This window comes from Rhizobacter terrae, assembly GCF_003852895.1.
In the GTDB taxonomy this organism is placed as follows: domain Bacteria; phylum Pseudomonadota; class Gammaproteobacteria; order Burkholderiales; family Burkholderiaceae_C; genus Albitalea; species Albitalea terrae.
The window spans coordinates 19,002-35,730 of record NZ_QUSW01000003.1; the positions used below are offsets into that span (position 1 = coordinate 19,002).

The following is a 16,729-nucleotide window of genomic DNA, read 5'->3' on the forward strand; positions in this document are numbered from 1 at the left end:
CCATGAACCTGCGCAACATCGGCATCACCCTGTTCGACCGCTGGACCGCCCTGTGGAATGGCGACCTGTCGCTGGCCGCCGACATCATGGCCCCGACCTTCCGCCTGCGCTACGCCCAGCCTGGCACGCAAGCCTTCGACGAGTGCCGCACGCCGGCACAGATCGCCAAGCTCATCGGCGGATGGCGCCAGGGCCGGCCCGGCCTCGTGTTTCGCGCCGACGGCGAAGCGGCGGTGGACCTGACGCTCATCGAGGGCCTGCCCTACGGCCTCGTCGCCCGCCCCTACCTCGCCACGCTGGCCAAGGAGCCCGGCGAGGCGCTCCGCAAGAGCGGCACCGACATGCTGCGGGTGCAGGCCGGGCGCATCGCGGAGGTCTGGTCGGTTTCGGCGGAGCGCACCTTCTACCCCTGAGCACCTGCCCAAAAACGTCAGGCACCGTTTCTTGCATGAGGAGCAGGCTCGAACCGTTCGCGCCCTGCCATGTCCTCCAGCGTCATCGTCCTTCCGCCCTCGCCATCGCTCGCCCAGGACGTGATGGGGTACGTGGTACGACGACGTTCCATGCACATGCCGCGCGACGTAGCGGCTTTTCGCACCCACTTCCCGGCCAACCTCTATGCGGCACTCACCATTGTTCATGAAGGCACGCTGGTCGACCCGGACGGCGGCCTGCGCACGCCGCCCGTGAGCTTCTCGGGGGCGATGACGCAAGGCGTCAGCCGCGAGTACATCGATGCGCCTGAGACCACCGTGGTGCTGTTCAAGCCGGGCCGCCTGACCGACGTGCTGCGCCTGCCCGCCGGCGAGTTCACCGACCGCTGGCACGACGGTGACGCGCTGCTGAACGCGCAGGAGCGCTCGGAGATTGCCGACCGCATGGCCTCGCAGCGCACCGTGGCCCGGCAGCTCCACGTGCTCGAAGGCGTGCTGGAGCGGCGCCTGCGCCGGAAGTCACCCAGCCGTGCATCGGTGCTCGCGCGCTTCGTGCAGCAACTCGTCTGGCGCCTGCCGCACATGACGGTGCGCGAACTGGCCGAGCACACGCAGATGCACGAGCGGCGACTGCATCGCCACTTCATCGACACCTTCGGCGTACCGCCCAAGGTGGTGATCCGCTTGGCGCGGCTTCAGCTGTCGCTGCTGCACGTCCAGGCGGCTGCGCGGCAGGCCACGGCGTCGATGGCATCGGTGGCCCAGGCCTCGGGCTTTGCCGATGCCTCGCACATGGCGCGCGACTTCAGGTCGCTGATCGGGCAGACGCCGGCCGCGCTGCGGGATCTCATGGCCCGGTCCGCGCCGTCGCAGTGGGCCTTCGACCTGCCGCAGGACCTGCTGCATCCGGTGGGCTGAAGCGCACCCGCCGCGTCCGATTTGGCATGGAACAAATCGGACACGCGAGGGCTGGCGGGGTCAGATCGCGCCCAGCTTTGTCAGCGCTGGAAGGCGCCTGTGGGCGCAAGGGCCGCATGAGGCGATCACTTTTGGTCAGGCCTGGGGCGGGTCCATCAAGGCGCGGTCCTTGCGCCTTGGGGCGGCATGCCAAGCACACGCACCAACGACATGAGCCTGCCGAAATCCCTGCGCCGCGACCCACGCCTGAGCGCCCTGATGCTGGCCGTCTTCGTCACAGCCTGCGGTGGCGGCGCGGCGCCGTCTCCGACGCCTGATCCGACACCGACACCGACACCGACACCCGCCCCTGCCCCGACTCCAGCGCCTGCGCCCACCCCGACACCGCCACCACCGCCCGCGACGGCCGGCGCGCCCATCATCCTGGCGCATCCCATCGACCGCACGGTGAGCGCCGGCACCGGCACGAGCTTCAGTGTCTCCACCTCGGGCACGTCACTGAGCTATCAGTGGCGGCGCAACGGCGTGGCCGTCACCTCGGCGAACTCGGCGGTCTACACGCTCACCGCCGCGGCATCGGACGACGGCGCGCAGTTTGACGTGGTCGTCAGCAACCCGAGCGGCTCGCTGGCCAGCGAGCCTGCCGTGCTGCATGTGAATGCCGTGGCCAACCGCACGCCGGTCGCCACGCACCCGCGCTTGTGGGTTCGCAACGACGACCTCGCCCGCTTGCGCTCCTGGGCCGTCGCCTCCAATCCGATGTACGGCAGCGCCACCGGCGGCGCGCTCTACCAGCTCGCCCTCACCGCACGCGAGCGCATCGAGTCCGGCGTCGTGCCGGCGCAGGACAACGGCGGCTCCACCTACACGCCCTACGCCACCGAGTCGTACGCCGCGCTGATGGCCTTCATGGCCCTTGTCGACACCGACGCGGCACGCAACCCGCGATGGATCGCCGCGGCCAAGACCGCACTCTTTGCCGTCATCGACCAGGCCGACCTGGGCGTGGGCAGCGGCAAGTTCCGCAGTGACTCCTTCGCATCGTCGGACCGCGGACGCTGGCACGGCGAGGCCTTCCCGCTCGCGGTGGACTGGCTGTACCCCTGGCTCACCGCTGCCGAGAAGCAGCGCATACGCCGCGTCTTCCTGCGCTGGTGCGCCGAGGACCGCGACGGCTATCCGTCGGTCACCTACTACCACTCCAACCCATCGTCGGTACCAGTTGGTACCGAGCGCCGCAACAATCCGGCGCTGCTGGACCTGGCCGACCCCAAGCGGCGCGCCATCCGCTTCTCGATGAACAACTACCTGATGGCCCATGCGCGCAACATCTTCATGATGGCCAACGCGGTCGATCCGGCCGACGACGTGGCCGATGCGTCCGTCAGCGGCGACGCCGCCGGAAAGCTCGGCGACTTCATGCAGGAGGCCATCGGCACCTACCTGTACATGACCGACTTTGCCTACCGCAACGACGGCTTCGGCGGCATCAGCCCGGAGGGCATGGAGTACGGCGAGTCCATCGGCTTCTACTACGGGCTGATGCTGGCCATCCACACCTCGGGCATGGACGACACCACGACGTACGGTGACAAGGTCTCGCTCGTGAACCACCCGCTGCTGTCCAACCTGATGCCGGGCTTCTTCCACAGCCTGCCCACGAAGAAGGTGTCCACCGACTACGGGCAGGTCTATCAGCCCGCGTGGTTCGGCGACGCCGAGCAGCTCTACCTCATCGATCCGATGCGGGTGATGGGCCCGATGTCGCTGTACACGCGCTACAGCGGCCAGGCGGCGGCATTGAACGCCGCCAAGTGGCTCGAATACACCGCGCCGCCCAACAACCCCGGCAGCCTCGCCTCGCGCACCAACAACGACGACAACATCATCCAGTCGATCATGTATTTCATGATGTTCGATCCCGGCCAGGCCGCGCCCTCGGACCCCCGTGGCTCGCAGCCGCTGGTCCACTTCGCGCCGAGCCTGGGCCGGCTGCAGGCTCGCACCAGCTGGAACGACGCCGCCGACGTGCGCATGCTGGACATCAAGCTCAGCTTCAACAGCGTGGACCACCAGCACGGCGACGGCAACATGTTCGACTTCTGGCGCAAGGGCGAGTGGCTGACCAAGGAGCTGTCGGCCTACGGCGCGGGCGCGGCGATGTCGGAGTTCAAGAACACGTTGACCATCCAGAACAATCCGCAGGCCCACGTGGGCGGCTACCACGCGGCCTTCCTGGCGCGGGGCAGCCAGTTCATCGGCGGCGCGCACGACGGCGACCCGAGCGTGCTGGTGCGCGGCACTGCGTCCGACTACCTGGTCTTCACCGGCGATTCCACCAACCTCTACAACTACGGCGACGACGGCGTGAATGCGCGCGAAGTCACTCATGCAAGCCGCTCGCTGTTCTGGCTGCAACCCGACACGGTGGTGGTGATGGACCGTGCGCGCACGGCCACCGACAACCGCTTCAAGCGCTTCTGGCTCACCCTGCCCAGCAACGGCGCGGCACCGGTACTCAGCGGTTCCACGGTCACGGCCTCCACGCCCGGCAACCAGCGGCTGCACGTGAGCACGCTGCTGCCGGCAGGCGCGAACGCCACGAACACGGTGATCGGCCCGGTCATCGATGCTCCCGACCAGTTCTGGAAAGCCACGCTCGACCCGATGTCGGCTGACAAGACGAACTGGACCGGCGCCTACCGGCTGCGCGTGGAGGCCGCGGGCAGCCCGCGCGATGCCCTGTTCCTGCACGTGCTGCAAGGCACCGACGGCGGCACCACGCCGGCAACGCCTGCGCTCATCCGCAGCGACACGGGCACTGCCGTGAGCGGTGCACTGACCGGCGCCACGGCCGTGATGTTCCTGGACGACCCCTATGCCGTCCTCGCGAGCACGTCCTTCGTCGTGCCGGCTGCCGGCACCCGCGTGCTCATGACCGGTCTGGTACCGGGCGGCTCCTACACCGTCGCCACCAGCGCCGTCACCCAAGGCCGGCGCATCACCATCACCTCGGGAGGCCCCCAGTTGGCCAACCACCTCGGCGTGCTGGATCTGAATTGAACTGAAAATCTTGCAATTGACGGTGAATCGAGGTGCTTCACTCTCCACTTACTAGAATGTCCCATGGTGTACTACCGGCCCAATGGGAACAATATGCGAGCAGCACATGCCAGGCGCGCCGGGGAGGAAACCACGATGAGCGATCCAGGCTCACGTCGGAAAGACGACCCCGCGGCCTTTCCTTTGCCCATCGGCGGGCTGTTCGCAGACCTTGAGCTGGGCGTGGGCGCGGTGAACCTGCCCGACGGGTTCTTCGCCGCCTCCAGCGCCATCCAGATCGAGGTCATCGCCGACTGGCAGCGCGAGTTCGAGACGCTGCGCCTTCGCGCCATGGTGAGGCTGTACCGCGATCTGGCCGCCGCCCTGCCCCAGTGTTCGGACGCCGAGAAGCTCGAACGCTTCCGCGTGACCTGCCAGAGCCTTGAGCTGGACTGCCCCGAGGACATGCCCGCGCTGCTGGCAAAGTACGAATGAGCGGCACGCCTCCCATCGCCATGGACACGTCCACCCACGAACACACGCTGCCTCCGGCCAAGGGCGAGTTCGCCGAGCAGCTCGCCGACGAGCAGCTGCGCATGGTGTGGGAGCATGCCTCCATCGGCACGCTGGTGGCCACCGCCTTCGCGCTGCTGATGGCCTGGAAGCTGCCCACGCACTTCCCGCAGTACGTGCTGCCCTGGCTGGGGCTGAAGCTGGCGATCGCGCTGCCGCGCATCGTGCAGGCCATGGTCTACAACCGCCGCGGCCACCCCGGCGGCAAGCGCTGGCGCAACTACACCTACGGGCTGCTGGCCATCGACGGCATCGTGTGGGGTCTGGCCGGCGCGGTGCTGGTGCACGACACCATCGGCGTGGCCTCGGTCATCCTGCCGTGCCTGACGTGCGTGGCCATCGTGGCCACCTACGGCCTGCAGGCACGCGTCACGGCCACGGCTGCCTACGTCGTGCCCATCATCCTCATGTCGGGCGTGAGCGTGCTGTTCCGCGGCGACGAGTTCGGCGTGCTGTGGGGGCTGGGCTCGATGGCGCTGCTGGGCCTGCTGCTGTCCACCGCCCGCCGCTACGAGCGCCGCCTGGCCGAGAACTTCCTGCTGCGCATGAAGGCCAGCCGCAGCGAGGAGATGAAGGACGCCGCGCTCGCACTCGCCCAGCGCAACGCCGAGGAACGCGAGCACGCGCTGCAACTGGCCCAGCGCAAGAGCGCGGTGAAGAGCCAGTTCCTCGCCACCATGAGCCACGAGCTGCGCACGCCGCTGCACGGCATCCTGGGCATCGCGCGGCTGCTGCACATCGAGTCCAACGATTCGGCGGTGCAGCGCCGGGTGGAGCTCATCGAGTCCAGCGGCATGCACCTGCTGGAGCTCATCAACGACCTGCTGGACATCGGCCGCATCGAGTCGGGCCAGCTCAAGATCGCGCAGGCCGAGTTCGACGTCGCGTCCGAGGCCCACCGCGTGGCCGAGATCTACGCCGTGCGCGCCGGCGACAAGGGCCTGTCCTTCTCCTTCGACTGCCGGGTCAAGGGCGAATGCTGGGTGCTGGGCGACCCCTCGCGGCTGCGCCAGGTGCTGCACAACCTGCTGGGCAATGCGGTGAAGTTCACCAAGACGGGCTTCGTGTCGATGTCGCTCGAACACCTTGGCGGCGAGGACTACGTGTTCGTCGTGCGCGACAGCGGCGTTGGCATCTCGCCCGAAGACCAGGCCCACATCTTCGAGGCCTTCCGCCAGGTCGGCGCGACAGCGGCACGGCCCTTCGAGGGCACCGGCCTGGGCCTGACCATCGCCCGCGAGGTGGCGCAGGCCATGGGCGGCGACATCACCTGCCGAAGCGCGACCGACGTGGGTTCGTCCTTTCGCTTCACCATCAAGCTCAAGCCGATGGCGCAGGCCTCGCAGGCTGCAGGCGACACATCCGACATGCCGGCGCCCGCGGTGCAGCGCGGCGAGTTCCAGGTGCTGCTGGCCGAGGACAACGACCTCAACGCGCTCATCGCCCAGGCCTTCCTGGAGCGCGAGGGCGTGGTGGTGGAGCGTGCCGTCAACGGCCGCGAGGCGGTGCGCCGTGCGCTGCGCGAGGTGGGCCGGCCCAACCTCGTGCTGATGGACGTGCTGATGCCCGGACTGGACGGCGTGGCGGCAACGCGTGAGATCCGTGCACGCGAGCAGGCGCTGGGCCTGTCACGCGTGCCGGTGATCGCGATGACCGCGACCGCCAGCGACGAAGACCGGGAAGCCTGCCTGGCTGCCGGGATGGACGAGTTCCTGCCCAAGCCCTTCTCGGCCGAGCAGCTGGGACGGATCATGGCGTTCTGGCTGCATCGGCCGGGCGCATCTGCGCTGGGCCTCGGCACGGCGGGTGACGCCGCGCCGCCGCTCGCGCATTGATCGATCAGGCCGCCATCGCTTCGATGCGCGGCTGCGCACCCAGGCGCTCCACGAGCTGGATGTCCGGGTGATAGGTGTCGAAGCAGAAGTCAAACAAGCCCTGCTGGTTCGGATTCGCCTGCCATTCGCGCGGCCCCATCAGCGTGTCGAACATCAGCACGCGGTGCGGCATGTTGCCCGCATGGGCCAGAGGCACCATGGGCTGGTCGGCGTTCATCTCCACGAAGCCGATGCGACGGTACTGGCGGATCAGCGCCTCATTGCGCGCGCCGATGATGGCAAAGCGCGACTGCGTGGACAGGCAGTACAGGAAGGCCGCCTTGCAGATGGCGAACTTCAGGATGGGGTCGCACTTCGGCATGGTCGCCAGCCGCGTGATCTCGGCGCGGCCCAGCCGGGCCATCGACTCGGGCAAAGCCATCGACTGCTCGATCAGCAGCGGCCCGCGGCGGCTGGTCTGGATGCGTGCCGTGCCCACCGCGGCGCCGGTCTTCTTGTCTTCGCAGATCAGCACCAGCGTGCCCTCGGCGTGGTCGAGTGCATCAGGCTCGATCAGCGACTGGCGCAGCGACGGCATGTGGTGCCCGTAGCCTTCGGCCCGCACTTCGCAGGCGCGGCGCAGGTCCAGGCCGTTCACGGCCGGTCGAATGGTGAAGCTCAAGCTGGAGGTGGTCATGGCGTGTCCCGACGATCTTTGGTGGATGAATCACCAGCCATCACGCCCTACTCGCAATGGCGGCGCCGCGCGAACTTAGCGCATTTGTGACTAAGTGCACATCGCGGAAACCATCGGCAACCTCCATTGGTTGCCGTTTAGGTGTAGGCGATCAAGCAAAAAGCAGCGCAGTCACGGAAGCGACAGACCTCGTCATGACGGGACCATGACGGGCGCATCACGCACAGCAAGGCGTGGCGCGGGTTGCAGCGCAGATGGGGCGCGAAGACGCGCCAGACAAAGCGTTACTTGACGGCCAGTTCGCGTCGCATGTCGGCCACGACAGTGGCGTAATCGGGCTTGCCGAAGATCGCACTGCCGGCGACGAAGGTGTCTGCGCCGGCGTCCGCCACCTGGCGGATGTTGTCCACCTTGATGCCGCCGTCGACCTCCAGGCGGATGTCGCGGCCGCTCGCGTCGATGATGCGGCGTGCCTGCTCGATCTTCTTCAGCGCCGAGGGGATGAAGCCCTGCCCGCCGAAGCCGGGGTTCACGCTCATGATGAGCACGAGGTCCACCTTGTCGATGACCCACTCCAGCACATCAAGCGGCGTGGCGGGATTGAACACCAGGCCGGCCTTGCAGCCTTCGGCGCGGATGAGCTGCAGCGTGCGGTCCACGTGCGTCGATGCGTCGGGGTGGAAGCTCACCAGGTCGGCGCCGGCCTTGCAGAAGGCCTGGGCCAGCGCATCGACCGGGCTGACCATGAGGTGCACGTCGATCGGCACCTTTGTGCCGTCGGCCTTCACCGAATGCTTGCGCAAGGCCTCGCACACCATCGGCCCGAAGGTGAGGTTGGGCACGTAGTGGTTGTCCATCACATCGAAGTGGATCCAGTCAGCGCCGGCGGCGATGACGTTTCTCACTTCTTCCCCAAGCCGGGCGAAGTCGGCGGAAAGGATGCTGGGGGCGATGCGATAGACGGGCGTGCTCATCCCCAGGATTTTAGGGGACCGGTCAGACGCAGGGGAGCGAAGCGACTTGGGGGGCCTATCAGCTCGCGTTGCGGAAGTTGTCGTGGCATGCCTTGCAAGCCTTCGTCAACTTGCCGTGTTGTTCCTTGATCGCGCCCACGTCGCCCGTCAGCGCGACCTTCGCCAGCTCGTTCGCCTCCTTGGCGAAGTTCGCATTCAGCTCCCCCACCTTCGCGCCGTCCTTGAACAGCTCCGGCTTGGCCGTCGTGTCGTGCCAGCCCTTGCCGGTCTCGGTGCCGGCCGGGAACAGCGACCCCAGGCCGGTGTTGGCCAGCGCGGCGATGGTGTTGGCCGCCTTGATGACATCGTCCTTGTCGTAGTTGCCGTCCACCGAGGCCTTGATGCGGCCGGTGTTCCAGGCGATCACCTGGTAGGCGGACTGCCGCCACTTGATGAGGTTCTCGGGCTTGGGTGCCTGCTGGGCCACGGCGACGGAAGAAGCCAGCGCAGCAAGCGCGACGATGGGCACGAGCAGGAAGGGAATTCGCTTGTTCATGGTCATGGGTCGTGGAGGGTCGTGGTTGGAAGGGGGACTACTTGAAAGGCTTGTAGGCGTCGTGGCAGTCGTTGCAGGCCTGGGCGATGCGCAGCGCCGCCTGGCTGGCGCCGTCGAAGTCCTGCGCATCCACGAGGCCGGTGATGGAGGAGGCCAGGTCCTTGCCGTCCCTGGAGATCTGCACCGCGTCCGATGCATTGCCGGCATCGACGAAGTACGTCTGCATCAGGGCGTAGAGCCGCTCGATCTCCTGCGCGTCGGCACGCGCGGCGACGGCATCGCGCCTGGCGATGCTCTTTTGCACCGCGACGCTGCGCTTGTCGATCGCACGCATCCAGACATCGAAGTCCAGCACGCTCGCCGCACGGGCGAGGGGCACACAGGCGAAGGGCGCGAGGACCACGGCGGCCAGCCCGGCCGCGAGCGAGAGTCGGGACATGGCCGGCACCTACTTCTTGTAGACCTCGTGGCAGGACTTGCACGAGCGCGCCAGCGCGATGACGGTGGTGGACGCGGTGTCGTAGTCACCGGCGTCCACTGCCTTGATCACCTGCTCGGCCAGGTCGTGCGTCTTGCGCGAGAAGCCCACGGCATCGGTCGCATCGCCCTTGCGGGCATAGAAGTCCTCGACCTGGGCGAAGAGCGTGGCCAGTTCCTTCGCCTCGGCGGCGGCAGACTTCGCGTCCTTCAGCGACACGTTGGAATCCAGGCTCTTGGTGGTGTCCTCGATGTTGCGCATCAGGTCGCTGTCCACCTCGAACTGCGCGGACATGACGTGTCCCGCGAGCACGAGGAGGACGGCGAAGAGAGCAGTCGCATGTCGTCGCATGTCAGGCCAGGATGTCCTTCACGACATCGCCGAAGACGGAGGTCGGCCGCTCGGACCGGCCCTGGTACTGGAAGGTGATCTGGCGGTGGTCCAGGCCCAGCTGGTGCAGGATGGTGGCCTGCAGATCGTAGGTGTCCACGATGCCGCTGACCGCGCGCAGGCCGATCTCGTCGGTCGCGCCATAGGTGCCCGGCTTGATGCCGCCGCCGGCCAGCCAGCTCGTGTAGCCCCAGGGGTTGTGGTCGCGCCCGTCGCCGCTCTGGCCGTAGGGCGTGCGGCCGAACTCCGAGGTCCACACCACCAGCGTCGAGTCCAGCAGGCCGCGCGACTTCAGGTCCGCCAGCAGGCCGGCGATCGGCTTGTCCACCTGCCTGCTCATCACGCTGTGGTTCTTCTCGATGCCGTTGTGCGCGTCCCAGCTGTCCACGCTGTTGTCCGGCGCGCCGGAGATGACGTGGACGAAGCGCACGCCGCGCTCCACCAGCCGGCGGGCGCGCAGCAGCGCGGTGCCGTACTCGTCGGTCTCCTTCGTGCCCAGGCCGTAGAGCTCCTTGGTGGCGGCGGTTTCCTTGCCCAGGTCCACGGCTTCAGGCGCCGAGGTCTGCATGCGGTAGGCCAGGTCGTAGGACTTGGCGCGCGCTTCCAGCTCGGTGTCGCCGGGGCGGTTGCGGGCCTCGTAATCGTTCAGCGCCCGCAGCAGGTCCAGCGTGTTGCGCTGTTCCGGCTCGGTCACGTTCGCCGGCCGCGCGAGGTGCAGGATGGGCGAGTCGCCCTGGCGGAAAGCCGTGCCTTGGTAAGCCGCGGGCAGGAAGCCCGAGCTCCAGATGACTTGGCCGCGGCCGCCACCGGCCGCACCTTTGCCGGTGGGCAGCACCACGAAGGCCGGCAGGTCGGCGTTGGCCGAACCCAGCGCGTACTGCACCCACGAACCCAAGGCAGGACGCCCCGGCACCAGCCCCGCGGTGTGCAGCTTCAGCGACGAGATGACGTGCGTGCTGCCCTCGGTCTTGCAGCCCTTCAGGAAGGCGATGTGGTCCGACTGCTTGGCCAGGTTGGGCAGCAGGTCCGACACCCACGCGCCCGTCTCGCCGTGCTGCTTCCAGGTGCGCTTGGTGGCCAGCAGGTTGCCCACGCCGCCGTCGGTGGCGGTCTTCAGGTTCTTGGCGAACGAGTCCGGCAGCGGCGTGCCATTGAGCTTGATGAGGTCGGGCTTGTAGTCGAACAGGTCCAGCGTGCTCGGGGCCCCGGCCATGTGCAGCCAGATGACGGCCTTTGCCTTGGCCGGGAAGTGCGGCTCGCGCGGAGCCTGCGGATCGAGTTCGGCCGCCCAGGCGGCGTTCAGGCCCAGGGCCGGGGCAAAGCCCGCGCTGGCAGCCGCCAGCGACTGGGCCAGGAAGTCACGACGCGATGTGTGGCTCATGGTGGATGTCCTCGTTCTCAGAAGCGGTAGGTGAATTCGTTGGAGTTGGCGACCGCGTGGACCAGGTCCACGAAGGCCGCGGCGCGCGCCGGGTTGAGCTTGGACGACGCCGCCTTCTTCGCGATCGCGGTGCCTTCGGCAGGCTTGTCGTCGGCGTCCTCGTCAGCGCCTGCGCCGGCGGACTTCGCCTTCTTCTCCTGCTGCTTTTCCAGGAACTGCAGGAAGGCCGCCTTCTCGAAGCGGTCCGCGCCGCGGCCGTAGCTCACCTGGAAGAGCTTGTCGATCTGCGTGTTGAGCTCGGGCGCGACGCCATAGCCCTCGGGCGCATTGAGCTTCTTGCCGGCTGCGAGCTGCTGCTTCGTGATCGCCTCCTGTGCATCCAGGAATGCGGTCAGGCGCTTCTTCTCGGAGGCGTCAGGTGCGCGCGAATAGAGGATCTGGAAGAGCCGGTCGATCTGCGCCGATTCGCTGCTTCCCGCCTCGCGGATCACGCGTCCGGCCAGCGCCTTGGACCACTCGAAGACCAAGTCGCTGTTGATCAGCGCCAGCGCCTGCGGTGCGGTCGTCGTCACCTCGCGCTTGTTGTGCACGATCTGCGGGTTGGCCCAGTCGAAGGTCTCCAGCAGCGGGTACGGCGTGTTGCGGCGAACGAAGACGTAGACGCTTCGGCGGTTGTGGTCGTGCGGGTTCTCCGAGGTCGTCCACGCATTGCGGTTGTCCATGTTCACCGGGATGGGCGGGAACACGGCGGGACCGCCGATCTTCTCTTCCAGCAGGCCCGATGCCGCCAGCAGCGAGTCGCGGATCTGCTCGGCATCCAGGCGCTGGCGCGGGAAGGCCCACAGCAGCTTGTTCGTCGGATCCACGGCCTGCGCATCGCTGCGGGCGGCCGAGGCCTGGCGATAGGTGCTCGACAGGAAGATCTGCCGCTGCAGCTTCTTCACGCTCCAGCCGTCCTTCACGAAGTTGTCGGCCAGCCAATCGACGAGCTCGGGGTTGGTGGGCTTGCTCCCTTGCCTGCCGAAGTCGCTCACCGTGTCGACGATGCCCTGGCCGAAGAACTGCGCCCACTGCCGGTTGACGAAGACACGCGCCGTCAGCGGATTGCTGCCGCTGGCGATCCAGTTGGCCAGCGCCGTGCGGCGGCCGGAAGACGTGGCGGTCGGCTGGATGTCCACCTTCGTGTCACCGGCCAGCAGCGACGGCAGGCCCGGCTGCACTTCGTCCAGCTTGCGATCGTAGATGCCCTTGAAGAGCACGTAGGTGGGCGGCGCATCGGCATGGCCCAGCTCGGTCATGGCCGAGATGGCGCCCGGGTCGCGCGGCTTGATGCTGTCGAACTTCTTCAGCTCCTCGGACAGCTTCTCGTACTTGGCGTAGCCGTCCTTGTCCTTGGTCTTGAGCTGGTTGACCGCATTGCGCGTGCGGCCGGACATCGTCCACAGGTTGCGGTGGTAGATCCAGCGGTCGTAGGCGTTGCGCTCGTTCTCGGGCTTGGTGATGGACACGCGCGTCTCCGGCACGAAGCCCGACAGGCGGTCGGATTCCAGCTTGTCGATCACCGGCTTGAGGATCGCCTCCTGCTGCTCGCGGATGCTCTTGGTGGCCTCTTCCCACTTCGCGAGCCTGGCCTGGTACTCGGCGTACTCCTTGCCGCCGACGGCCGGGATGTCGTCGCGCCAGCTCGCGTTCACGAAGAAGGCCTGCAGCTGGTAGTACTCCTTCTGCGAGATCTTGTCGAACTTGTGGTCGTGGCATTGCGCGCAGCCCACCGTCGTGCCGAGGAACACCGAGCCCACCGTGTCGGTGAGGTCGTTGGCCACCTCCTGCTTCTTCAGGTTCAGGTCGCGGGCGTTGATCTCGTCGGGGAAGTTGCGCAGGAAGCCGGTGGCGATCAGCGCCTTGCGGTCATCCGGCCACAGTTCGTCGCCGGCGAGCTGCTCCTTCACGAAGCGGTCGAAGGGCTTGTCCTGGTTGAAAGCCTCGATGACGTAGTCGCGATAGCGCCAGATGTTGGGCCGCGTGCCGTCGGCGTTGTAGCCGTCGCTGTCGGCGTAGCGCGTGAGGTCCAGCCAGCGGCGGCCCTGGCGTTCGCCGTAGCGCGGCGAGGCCAGCAGGCGGTCCACCAGCTTCTCGTGGGCCTTGGGCGACTTGTCGTTGACGAAGGCCTTGACCTCTTCCGGCGTGGGGATGAGGCCCCAGGCGTCCAGCGTGGCGCGGCGGATGAAGGTGGCGCGGTCGGCTTCGGGCGAAGGCTTGAGGTTCTTCGCCTCCAGCTTGGCCAGCACGAAGGCATCGACCGGGCTGCGCACCCAGGCCTTGTTCTTCACCTCGGGCACGGCGGGGCGCTGCACGGGCTGGTAGGCCCAGGCCTTCTTCGCATCGGGCCTGGAGGCCGATGTGGGTGTGGGCGCGGCGGGCTCGTCGGCAGCGAAGGACAGCACGGCAGCCAGGCCCAGGGCGGCGGCAAGGATGGCGGTCTTCTTGGTCATGGAGCGTTCTCGGACGGACGGTGGAAACGAAAGGCGGGAAAGGCGGACAGGCTGTCTCTGCAACAAGTGCGCCACGATGCAACGGGGTGTTTGTGCTGGGTTTGCGGGAGGCGCCGCTGCGATCGAGGCAAGCCGGTGCACGGCACTCAACATCGGCCTGCTTCGATCGCAGCAGGCCGATGCGCCAGCACTACAGCTTGCCGACGAACTGGATGCCCACCGAACGCGGGATGGCCGGCGTGTAGCTGTTCCAGGTCTGGTTGCGCACGGTGTCGTCGTTGAACAGGTTCTTCACCACCAGGCTCACGTCGAAGCTCTTGCTGCGCGAACCCAGGCCCACCGCGGCGTCCACCGTCGTGCTCTTGGGCACCCCGGAGTACGCCGACAGCAGCACGTCGGAGTAGTAGCTGCTGGAGAAGGCCAGGTTGGCGCTGGCGTGGAACACCTTCTCGCCGCCGAACACCGGGCGCTGGTAGTCGGCGCCGATGTTGAAGCTGTACCTGGGTGCGCCGGCCAGCGGCTGGCCGCTGATGTCGCGGTAGGCCGGTGCGCCGCTGTAGCCGTTTTCCACCGGCTGCGCGGCATTCGGGAACTCCTTGTAGATCGCCCGGTTGTAGGCGCCCGAGAAGCGCAGCGTGAGGTTGGGAATGCCACCATACACGCCGTCGACCTCCAGCCCCTTGACCTGCACCTTGGGCACGTTGCCGGTGGCCGAGGTGTAGTAGGTGGTGCCGTCGTTGTTCAGCGCCGTCAGGTATTCATCGACCACGCGCACGGACTGCTGGTAGTCCTTGATGTTCATCAGGAACACGTCGGCATTGAGGATCAGCGTCTTGTTCAGCAGCGCCGACTTGAAGCCCAGTTCGTAGGCGTCGGTCTTCTCCGGCTTGACCAGCGACGACACGCCGTTGACGAACTGAGAGATGCCCGCCTTCTCGCCGTGCTGGTACGACACGTAGCCCGTGAGGTTGGTGTTGAACTTGTAGGTGGGGCTGAGCACCAGCGCAGGCTGGGTGGACCGGAAGCCCTCGGCCTGGCGCTGCGTGAACAGCACACCCACCTGCGACTTGCGGATGGCCTGCGCATCGGCGAGCTGGCGCTTCTGCGCATCGGTGAGGGCCGCCCAGTTCGCGGCACCGAAGTACTTCCTCGCGGCGGCATCGGCCTGGGCATTGGCTTGCGCGAGCAAGGCCGCGTTGGTGGTGTCGGTGGTCAGCGCCACGGTACCCGGCGCAACGTTCACGGCGCCCGGCAACGCGCCGGACACCACGTTGCCGTTGAGCACCCACTTGGCGGTGGACGTGGTGTTGTAGAACGAGTCGAAGCCGCCGAGCCCCACGCCGTTGACGATGGACGGATTGAGTTCGGGCGCGCTGCCATTGCTCGTGATCTCCGAGCGGCCGGCGTTGCTGCGGTCCTCGCGGGTGAAGCGCAGGCCGGTGGTCACCGTCAGCGGTTCGCTCAGGTGCCAGTTGGCCTGCGCGAAGACCGCGGCGCTCTTGTTGCGGATGTCCTGCACGCCGGTGGGCGAGTTGTAGGAGGTCTTCACGTTGGCCAGCGAGTTCAGCAGCAGCACGCGGCCGGCCGCATCGGCATCCAGCCGGTTGTACTGCGCGGGCGTGGCGAACCAGGCGCCGGCGTCGTCGCCCCACCAGCGGCGGTAGTCGGCCACGTTGTGCACGTCCATCAGGAAGAGGCCGCCCTGGTAGTCGAGGAAGCCGCCGGCGGCCGAGCTGATGCGCAGCTCCTGGCTCACCTGCCGGTAGTCGTTCCAGAAGCCGCCGGCATTGCGGTAGACGTCGAAGGGTGTGCCTTCGTCGTTCACTGCGTCGAAGTGGTAGTCCTTGTAGGCGGTGATGGAGGTGAGCGTGTGCCCGGCCAGCTTCCAGTTGAGCTCGGCGGCGGCGCCTCGGCTGCCGGTGACCAGCGGACGCTGGTTGTCGTTGCTCAGCACATTGTAGTAGTCGGCCAGCGTGTAGCCGGTGTTCTGCGTGAACCAGCGGCGCTGCAATCGCGTGCCGTTGTCGGTGGCCAGGCTGTTGACGCTGCCATTGGAGAAGGTCGTGGGCGTCGGCGTGAACACCGTGCGTCCGTTGGTCGTCTCGCCCGCACGTGGCTGCAGGTCCACCGCCACGCGGGCGCTGAAGTCGGGCGTCGGTGTGTAGAGGAACTGCACGCGGCCCGACACGCGGTCGGTGTTGGTGTAGGTGATGTCGCGGTTGTACTGGTTGACGATGTCGCCCTGGCCGCGGTTGACGGAGAAGGTGCCGCGCCAGGCGAGCAGGCCATCGACCACCGGGCCGCCGAGGGCCGCGGTGGCGAAGAGGCCGTCGCGCTGGCGGAATTCCAGCGAGTAGTCGGCGGTGGGCGTGAAGGACGGCCGGCGCGTGGTGATGTTGATGACGCCCAGGCTGGTGTTCTTGCCCAGCAGCGTGCCCTGCGGACCGCGCGTGACTTCCACCGTGTCCACGTCCACGAAATCGAAGCTCGACGTGAGCGCGTTGTAGGCGAAGTTCACGCCGTCGACGATGGTGCCCACGCTCGGGTCCTGCGCCTCGGTCTGGCCGATCTTGCCCACGCCGCGGATGGACAGGCTGCTGGTGCGCTGGTTGCCCAGGTTCCACGACACGTTGGCCGCGCGCTTGGTGATGGCATCAATGCCGTAGGCGCTCAGGCGGTCGAGCTCGGCGCCTTGCACCACCGAGACGGACAGCGGCACGTCCTGCAATCGCTCGATGCGGTTGCGGCTGCGCACGACCACGGCGTCCAGCGCGGGTGCTTCGGCCGGCGCATCGGCGGCCGGCGCGCTGGCTGATCCTGCGGGCGCAGGGGCTGCATCAGCGGCCTGCGCGGCACTCGATGCCAGCATGGCCAGGCCGGCGGCAACGGCGGCAATGGGTGAAAGACGGAACCGATGCTTGGGTTGCTGTTGCCAACCGGACTTGCGCTTCACGTGAAAACCCCTCTCGGATGTTTGGAATCTGGTCTTGTGAGGGGGTGA

13 protein-coding genes are annotated in these 16,729 nt (G+C 67.5%); 5 read left to right on the plus strand and 8 right to left on the minus strand.

The annotated features are described in order from the left end of the window. The first annotated feature begins 2 nt into the window (after nt 1-2). The 5 genes from DZC73_RS11565 to DZC73_RS11585 all read left to right on the plus strand — a co-directional run bounded on the left by DZC73_RS11565 (nt 3) and on the right by DZC73_RS11585 (nt 6,802). Nucleotides 3-413 (plus strand): nuclear transport factor 2 family protein, encoded by a 411-nt coding sequence (locus DZC73_RS11565; protein ID WP_124540421.1) that lies wholly within the window; start codon nt 3-5, stop codon nt 411-413. Nucleotides 414-482: 69 nt separating this feature from the next. Then, nucleotides 483-1,352: an AraC family transcriptional regulator gene (locus DZC73_RS11570; protein ID WP_124540422.1), complete on the plus strand. Its 870-nt coding sequence runs from the start codon at nt 483-485 to the stop codon at nt 1,350-1,352. 210 nt (nt 1,353-1,562) lie between these two features. Further along, the gene (locus DZC73_RS29905; protein WP_124540423.1) at nt 1,563-4,415 is read left to right on the plus strand and encodes an immunoglobulin domain-containing family protein; all 2,853 of its coding nucleotides are present in this window, start codon (nt 1,563-1,565) and stop codon (nt 4,413-4,415) included. Between the two features lie 135 nt (nt 4,416-4,550). Further along, on the plus strand, nt 4,551-4,889 hold the full coding sequence (locus DZC73_RS11580; protein ID WP_124540424.1) for a hypothetical protein: 339 nt from the start codon (nt 4,551-4,553) through the stop codon (nt 4,887-4,889). After that, a complete protein-coding gene (locus DZC73_RS11585; RefSeq protein WP_124540425.1) occupies nt 4,886-6,802 on the plus strand; it encodes an ATP-binding protein in 1,917 nt (638 codons plus the stop codon). Before DZC73_RS11580 ends, DZC73_RS11585 begins: the two co-directional genes overlap by 4 nt. 4 nt (nt 6,803-6,806) lie before the next feature. Here the strand turns inward: DZC73_RS11585 and DZC73_RS11590 are convergent, their stop codons facing one another. The 8 genes from DZC73_RS11590 to DZC73_RS11625 form a co-directional block, all read right to left on the minus strand. Continuing rightward, nucleotides 6,807-7,478: a hypothetical protein gene (locus DZC73_RS11590; RefSeq protein WP_124540426.1), complete on the minus strand. Its 672-nt coding sequence runs from the start codon at nt 7,476-7,478 to the stop codon at nt 6,807-6,809. A 284-nt stretch (nt 7,479-7,762) separates the two neighbouring features. After that, complete coding sequence (gene rpe, locus DZC73_RS11595; RefSeq protein ID WP_124540427.1) at nt 7,763-8,452, minus strand: ribulose-phosphate 3-epimerase; 690 nt, start codon at nt 8,450-8,452, stop codon at nt 7,763-7,765. 58 nt (nt 8,453-8,510) lie between these two features. Then, nucleotides 8,511-8,987 carry a c-type cytochrome gene (locus tag DZC73_RS11600; RefSeq protein WP_198414837.1) on the minus strand — a complete coding sequence of 159 codons (477 nt, stop codon included), beginning with the start codon at nt 8,985-8,987 and terminating at the stop codon, nt 8,511-8,513. A gap of 37 nt (nt 8,988-9,024) precedes the next feature. Further along, nucleotides 9,025-9,426, minus strand: coding sequence for a hypothetical protein (locus DZC73_RS11605; RefSeq protein WP_124540428.1), 402 nt, complete (start codon nt 9,424-9,426; stop codon nt 9,025-9,027). A gap of 9 nt (nt 9,427-9,435) precedes the next feature. Beyond that, nucleotides 9,436-9,759, minus strand: coding sequence for a cytochrome c (locus tag DZC73_RS11610; protein ID WP_161974547.1), 324 nt, complete (start codon nt 9,757-9,759; stop codon nt 9,436-9,438). Nucleotides 9,760-9,817: 58 nt separating this feature from the next. Next, entirely contained in the window at nt 9,818-11,236 is a 1,419-nt protein-coding gene (locus DZC73_RS11615) for a DUF1501 domain-containing protein (protein ID WP_124540430.1), read from the minus strand. A gap of 17 nt (nt 11,237-11,253) precedes the next feature. Beyond that, nucleotides 11,254-13,728, minus strand: a complete 2,475-nt coding sequence (locus DZC73_RS11620) for a DUF1549 and DUF1553 domain-containing protein (protein WP_124541107.1) — start codon at nt 13,726-13,728, stop codon at nt 11,254-11,256. Nucleotides 13,729-13,918: 190 nt separating this feature from the next. Beyond that, a complete protein-coding gene (locus DZC73_RS11625; RefSeq protein ID WP_198414838.1) occupies nt 13,919-16,681 on the minus strand; it encodes a TonB-dependent receptor in 2,763 nt (920 codons plus the stop codon). Between the last annotated feature and the right edge of the window lie 48 nt (nt 16,682-16,729).